This window comes from Actinosynnema sp. NPDC059335 (assembly GCF_042752395.1).
Taxonomy (GTDB): domain Bacteria; phylum Actinomycetota; class Actinomycetes; order Mycobacteriales; family Pseudonocardiaceae; genus Actinosynnema.
The window spans coordinates 1-5,651 of the sequence record NZ_JBHYXZ010000273.1; the positions used below are offsets into that span (position 1 = coordinate 1).

Below are 5,651 nucleotides of genomic sequence, written 5' to 3' on the forward strand. Positions count from 1 at the left end.
GGGGACGGCGCGGCAGCAGGTCGCCCGGTCGACGCCTCCCCGGCGGGCGGCGCGCCGGCGGACCTCATCGCGGCCGACTTCAGCACCGGGGGCGCGGGCAGGCCGGCCGGCGTGGCCGGGGCGGGCGCGACCGGGGCCGGCGGTTGGGGCTGCGGCGCGGCCGGCTCGGCGGCGCGTTGGGACGGGCGCTGGAAGCGGGTCTCCGGCGCGGGACCCGCCGACCCGCCGGCGGGCGGACCGTGGCGTTCCAGCTGTTCGACGCGCTGGAGCAGGCCGGACTCGACGTCGCCGACCGACGGCAGCAGCATCCGCGCGGTCACCAGTTCGAGCAGCAGCCGGGGCGCGGTCGAGCCGCGCATCTCGGTCAACCCCTGGTGCAGGATCTCCGCCCACCGGGTGACGGTCGCGGGTCGCGTCGCGTCCCGCTGGGCGAGCATCTTGGCCAGCTCGTCGTCCGGCACGGACACCAGGCCGCGCTCCGCCGCGTCCGGCACGGCGTGCAGCAGCACGAGGTCGCGCAGCCGGTCGAGCAGGTCGGAGGCGAAGCGGCGCGGGTCGTGGCCCGCCTCGACCAGGCGGTCGATGGTGCCGAACACGGCCGAGCCGTCGCCCTGCGCCAGGCCGTCCACCACGTCGTCGATCAACGCCACGTCGGTCACGCCGAGCAGCGCGATCGCCCGGTCGTAGCGCACCCCTTCGGGGCCCGCGCCGGACAGGAGCTGGTCCATCACCGACTGCGTGTCCCGCGCCGACCCGCCGCCCGCGCGGATGACCAGCGGGAACACCGACGGCTCGACCGCCACGCCCTCCGCCGCGCAGTTGCGCTCCAGCAGCGCCCGCATCGAGCTCGGCGGGATCAGCCGGAACGGGTAGTGGTGCGTGCGCGAGCGGATGGTGGGCAGCACCTTGTCCGGCTCGGTGGTCGCGAAGATGAAGATGAGGTGCTCGGGCGGCTCCTCCACGATCTTCAGCAGGGCGTTGAAGCCCTGCGTGGTGACCATGTGGGCCTCGTCGATGATGAACACCCGGTACCGCGACTCGGCCGGCGCGTAGAACGCCTTGTCGCGCAGCTCGCGGGCGTCGTCCACGCCGCCGTGGCTGGCCGCGTCCAGCTCGACCACGTCCACGCTGCCCGGCCCGTTGGGCGCGAGGCCGACGCACGAGTTGCACTCGCCGCACGGGTCCGGCGTCGGCCCGTTCACGCAGTTGAGGGAGCGCGCCATGATGCGGGCGCTGGACGTCTTGCCGCAGCCGCGCGGCCCGGAGAACAGGTACGCGTGGTTGACCCGGCCCGCTGCCAGGGCGGTGCGCAGCGGCTCGGTGACGTGCTCCTGCCCGACGACCTCGCCGAAGGTCGCCGGACGGTACTTGCGGTAGAGGGCGAGCGCCACGTCGGCGACCTTACCGGGAGGGTCCGACAACGAAAGGGGACCCCGTGCACCCACCAGAGCCCGCTTATCCTTGCTGCCTTCCGGCCCTGGGGAGGTTCGCGAGATGTGTGCCGCACGAGGTCCGCGTCCAGTGTAGCCGGTCGCCTTCCGACCGTAACCCGGGCCTCACCTGAGCGGTCGGCGGCACCCCTACGATGATCGCCGCGAGAGCGCAAGGGGTGTCACCCGGACGTGCAGTTCCGTCGACGATGCCGGCGCGTTCCAACCAGGACTGCGCCCTCGCCGAATCGACCGCACGACAGGGAGGCGGGCAGTCCCGTGGCCGACCAGGCTTCGCAGGTGACCGCGAAGAGATCCGTGACCTACATCTTCCCGATCTACAACGAAGCGGAGAACATCGCGCTCCTGCACAGCACGGTCTCCGAGGTGGTCCGGCCCCTCGCCGATCGCTACGACGTCGGCTTCATCTACGTCAACGACGGCAGCCGCGACGACTCGCTCACGCGGTTGCACGAGGTGGCGACGCGCGACGACCGCGTCACGGTGATCGACTTATCGCGCAACTTCGGCCACCAGATGGCGGTCACCGCGGGACTGGACCTGGTCGACGCGGACGCGGTGATCATCATGGACAGCGACATGCAGGACCCGCCGCGGGTCAGCCTGGAGCTGATCGCGAAGTGGGAAGAGGGCTACGACGTCGTCTACGCCCAGCGCCGCTCCCGCCGGGACAGCTGGTTCAAGCGCGTCACGGCGAGCGCCTTCTACCTGGTCCTCCAGAAGATCGCCTCGATCGACATCCCGCGCGACACCGGCGACTTCCGGCTCATCGACCGCAAGGTGGTCGACGAGCTGCGCAAGTTCCGCGAGCGCGACCGCTTCCTGCGCGGGCTGGTGAGCTACGTCGGGTTCCGGCAGACCGGGGTGCTGTTCGACCGCGACGACCGGCACGCGGGCACGACCGGCTACCCGCTCGGCAAGATGCTGCGGTTCGCCGCCGACGGCATCCTGGGCTTCTCCGTGGCGCCGCTCAAGCTGATCAGCCGCATGGGCTACGCCATCTCGTTCCTCAGCTTCCTCGGCATCCTGTACGCGGCGGGGGTCAAGGTCCTCGCGCCGGAGACCGCCGTCCCCGGTTGGGCGTTCCTCACCATCGCGATGTTCTTCCTCGGCGGCATCCAGATCGTCATGCTGGGCGTGCTCGGCAGCTACGTCGGCCGCACGTACGCGCAGTCCCAGGGCCGACCGCTCTACACGGTGGCCAACGTCTTCACGGCGCCCTCGCGCGACCTGACCGAGCAGCCCTACGCCCTGACCGAGTCGAGCGGATCGCGGTGAAGGGGTCCACCGCGACCAAGCTCCGGTTCGGCGTGGTGGGTGTGGCGAACACGCTGGTCGACCTCGTCGGCTACACCGCCCTGGTGCTCGCGGGCCTGCCGGTGTTCGTGGCCAACCTGCTGTCCACCTCGGCCGGCATGGCGTTGAGCTTCACCCTGAACCGGTCGTACACCTTCCGGTCCGACGGCGGGGACGTGCGCCGCCAGCTGTCCCTGTTCGTCCTGGTCACCGCGTTCGGCCTGTGGGTCCTGCAACCCCTGGTGATCCTCGCCACCGGCGCGGCGCTCGACGGCCCTCCCGACCCGGCGGGCGTGGTCGCGCCCAAGCTCGCGGGTCTCGTCGTCGGTTTCGCGTGGAACTACACGCTCTACAGCAGGGTCGTCTTCAAGCGAGGGGATACCGCGCCATGACCGCTCAGGTCGAGTCCTCGGCGACGTCGGCCGTGGACGCGGGATCACCGGAGGTGACGGTCGCCGCGACCGCGGGACCGGTGGCGGACCGACGCCCGTCACGGGCGCGCCGCGCGCTGTCCTCCGACTGGGCCCGGACGTTCGCGCTGGTCTTCGCCTGGCACGCGGTGCTCACCGCGGTCGCCGTGCTGTTCCAGGGCGCCCTGCCGGTCGACGAGGGGTACCCGGTCCGGGTCCTCGGACCGGACGCCACCCTGCTGTCGCACACGTTCCGGTGGGACTCGGAGAGCTTCGGCAACATCGCCGACGGCGGCTACGTCGACCCGCGGGCGCCGTGGCTGACGGCGTTCTACCCGGTCTTCCCGCTCCTGGTGTGGCTGGTGCAGGCCGCGACGTTCGGGCTGCTCGGCCCGCTCGCGGCCGGCATGGCGGTGAACGGCGTCGCGACGTGGCTCGCCGCCACCGCGCTGCTGCGGATCGCCCGCCACTTCCCCCTGCGCGAGAGCGCCGCCTGGCTGGTGGTCGTGGCGTTCCTCACCGCGCCCGCCGCGTTCTTCCTGCACGCGTTCTACAGCGAGGCGGTCTTCTGCGCCCTCGGGTTCTGGGCGTACCTGTTCGCGCTGCGCCGCCGCTGGGGGTGGATGGCCCTGTGCCTGGTGCCGCTGACCGCCACCCGGATCACCGCGGCCCTGTTCGTGGGCCTGTGCGCGCTGGAGTTCTTCCGCTCCCGCGAGTGGCGGCCGCGCGGGCTGCTGTCCTGGCGGTTGCTGCTGTTCCCCGCCGCCTTCCTGGGCTTCGCGCTGTACGCGCTGCACCTGTGGCTGGTCAAGGACGACGCGCTGGCGATGATGCACGCCTACGACGGGGTGGCTTCGTGGGCCTACCACGTGCTGAACCCGAACATCGTCGCGACGCTCTCCGACGAGGTGTCGACCTCGTGGCGGGCGCTCGCGTCCGGTCGCCCGGACGGGTGGCAGCTGATGAGCCACATCCTGCCGCTGACCGGCCTGGCGGTGCTGGTGGCGGCCTCGGTCTACGTGGTCGTGGCGCTGCGGCGGGACGGCCTGCCGCTGGCGGGGTTCGGGCTCGCGTCGTTCGTGATGCTCACGCTGAACAGCAACGTGGTGTCGGTGCACCGCTACCTGGTGCCGTGCCTGGTGATCTACCTCGCGATGGTGCTGGCGGCCGAGCGGAGGCCCGCCCTCCGCCCCGTGCTGCACGGCTCGCTGTACGCGTCGACGCTCGTGCAGGGGTCGATCTACCTGCTGTTCGTGGCGGGGTTCTGGGCGGGCTGACCCCTCAGCCCGCCAGCGCGGCGGTGAACAGGGGGACCGCGTGGTCCAGGGCGTACGCCATGCCCAGCGACGAACCGCTGGAAAAGGCGTTGACCAGGTCCTCGTCCTCGAGCACCAGCGGGTTGGCCTTCAGCGCGGACGCGTCGCCGCCGATCGGGAACAGCACCGTCAGGTCGGCGGCGAGCAGGTCCAGCCGCTCGGCGGAGATGTCGACGTAGAAGGTGCCGGACGCGAGGTCCTCGACGTCCTGCCGCGGCGTGAAGCCGATGGCCTTCATGAAGTCGGTGCGGGCGTCGCCGGACACGTACGCGCCGAACTTGCCGTCGAAGTACGCGCCGACGACGGTGGTCCTGCCCTCGAACTTCCGGTTCGCGGCGAACTTCGCGTCCAGGTCGGCGATGATCCTCTCGCCCTCGGCGACCTTGCCCAGCGCCTTCGCGACCATCTCCACCTGCTGCCGCCACGACGTGCCGTAGGGGATGACGTCCTTCGGCGCGCCGATCGTGGGCGCGATCTTGGACAGCGTCTCGTGCTTGCGCTCGTCGTTGTCCGACCGGGTGTTGAGGATGAGGTCGGGCTGGAGCGCGGCGACGGCCTCGTAGTCGATCTCCGTGGTGCCGAGCAGCGTCGGGGCCTGCTCGTAGAGGCCCTCCGCCCACGGCCCGACGCCCTTGCCGCCGAACCCGAGCCAGTCGCTCGCGCCCACCGGCCGCACCCCCAGGGCCAGCGCGGTCTCGGCGTCCGACCAGCCCAGCGCGACCACCCGCGTGGGCGGCTCCTCGACCGTCACGGGACCGAACCGGGTGTCGACCGTCACCCCGGCGGCGGCCGGTTCGGGTTCGGGTTCGCCCCCGCCGCAGGCGGCCAGGAGCAGGGCGGACAGCAGCACCACGAGACCACGCTTCATTAGGCAAGCCTAACCGAACCCATAGGCGACCGATGGAGCCGACCACCCGTTTTGGGAGCCGCACGGCACCTCCGTTAGACTCCGCCACGGAGGATTCGCATAGCGGCCTAGTGCGCACGACTGGAAATCGTGTTGGGTTAACCCCCTCACGGGTTCAAATCCCGTATCCTCCGCAGACCAGTGCCCCGGGGGGCCCCCCCCGCGCCCGGGCCGGGGGGGGGGCGGCGGGGGCCCGGGGCGCCCCCCCCCCCCCGGGGAGACCCGGGGGGGGCGCGTAAACGGGGGGGACGGCCTGGGGGGGGGTTTATAA

Annotated in this window: 5 protein-coding genes, 1 tRNA gene and 1 other RNA gene; 4 read left to right on the forward strand and 3 right to left on the reverse strand. The window is 71.9% G+C overall.

Annotation, left to right across the window (positions count from 1 at the left end; all coding sequences use genetic code 11):
• Both ACFXGA_RS39280 and ffs read right to left on the reverse strand, forming a co-directional pair.
• A partial coding sequence (locus ACFXGA_RS39280) for a DNA polymerase III subunit gamma and tau (protein ID WP_378098000.1) occupies positions 1 to 1,391 on the reverse strand: 1,391 nt, incomplete at its 3' end.
• 31 nt (positions 1,392 to 1,422) lie between these two features.
• Positions 1,423 to 1,517: signal recognition particle sRNA small type (gene ffs / locus ACFXGA_RS39285), an RNA gene on the reverse strand.
• Between the two features lie 213 nt (positions 1,518 to 1,730).
• Here ffs and ACFXGA_RS39290 point away from each other — a divergent pair.
• The 3 genes from ACFXGA_RS39290 to ACFXGA_RS39300 are packed head-to-tail and all read left to right on the forward strand — an operon-like array spanning position 1,731 to position 4,434.
• Positions 1,731 to 2,729 (forward strand): glycosyltransferase family 2 protein, encoded by a 999-nt coding sequence (locus ACFXGA_RS39290; RefSeq protein ID WP_378098003.1) that lies wholly within the window; start codon positions 1,731 to 1,733, stop codon positions 2,727 to 2,729.
• Positions 2,726 to 3,139: a GtrA family protein gene (locus ACFXGA_RS39295; RefSeq protein ID WP_378098006.1), complete on the forward strand. Its 414-nt coding sequence runs from the start codon at positions 2,726 to 2,728 to the stop codon at positions 3,137 to 3,139. The genes ACFXGA_RS39290 and ACFXGA_RS39295 overlap by 4 nt, the downstream gene beginning before the upstream one ends.
• On the forward strand, positions 3,136 to 4,434 hold the full coding sequence (locus tag ACFXGA_RS39300; protein ID WP_378098009.1) for a mannosyltransferase family protein: 1,299 nt from the start codon (positions 3,136 to 3,138) through the stop codon (positions 4,432 to 4,434). Before ACFXGA_RS39295 ends, ACFXGA_RS39300 begins: the two co-directional genes overlap by 4 nt.
• A gap of 4 nt (positions 4,435 to 4,438) precedes the next feature.
• Here ACFXGA_RS39300 and ACFXGA_RS39305 read toward each other — a convergent pair whose 3' ends face one another.
• Positions 4,439 to 5,341 (reverse strand): iron-siderophore ABC transporter substrate-binding protein, encoded by a 903-nt coding sequence (locus tag ACFXGA_RS39305; protein WP_378098011.1) that lies wholly within the window; start codon positions 5,339 to 5,341, stop codon positions 4,439 to 4,441.
• Between the two features lie 88 nt (positions 5,342 to 5,429).
• On the opposite strand from ACFXGA_RS39305, the gene ACFXGA_RS39310 reads away from it, so the two are divergent.
• A tRNA-Ser gene (locus ACFXGA_RS39310) sits at positions 5,430 to 5,514 on the forward strand.
• The last annotated feature ends 137 nt before the right edge of the window (positions 5,515 to 5,651 follow it).